1 protein-coding gene is annotated in these 541 nt (G+C 47.9%); it reads left to right on the top strand.

What is annotated here, in order from left to right:
* A partial coding sequence (locus KIV40_RS32185; protein WP_285353408.1) for an aldehyde dehydrogenase family protein occupies nucleotides 1-541 on the top strand: 541 nt, incomplete at both ends.

Here is a 541-nt window from a genome sequence, read left to right as displayed (position 1 = left end):
ACGTAACGTCATCAGCCTGAATGACCCTGTCGGCAGCGAAATCGACAGCAAAGTACTAGAAAACGGCATGTCGCTTTCTCGCCGTCGCGTACCACTGGGTGTGGTTGGCGTTATCTACGAAGCGCGTCCAAACGTGACTATCGATATCGCGGCGCTGTGTCTTAAAACCGGTAACGCAAGCATTCTGCGTGGCGGTAAAGAGACGTTCTTCTCGAACATGGAGCTGGTAAAAGTTATCCAATCTGCGCTAGAAAAAGCAGAGCTACCAGCAGCTTCTGTTCAGTACATTGAAAAGCCAGATCGTGAGCTTGTTTCTCAACTGCTTAAGCTAGATGACTATGTAGATATGATCATTCCACGTGGTGGCGCAGGTCTACACAAGATGTGTAAAGAGAACAGCACTATCCCGGTTATCATCGGTGGCTTTGGTATTAGCCATATCTTTGTCGACGAGTCAGCGGATCTAGAGAAATCTGTCAATGTGGTAGAGAACTCAAAGGTTCAACGTCCATCGGCATGTAACTCACTGGATACTCTGCTT

It is taken from the genome of Vibrio sp. D173a (genome assembly GCF_030248475.1).
This window is presented reverse-complemented; position numbering and strand designations above follow the sequence as displayed.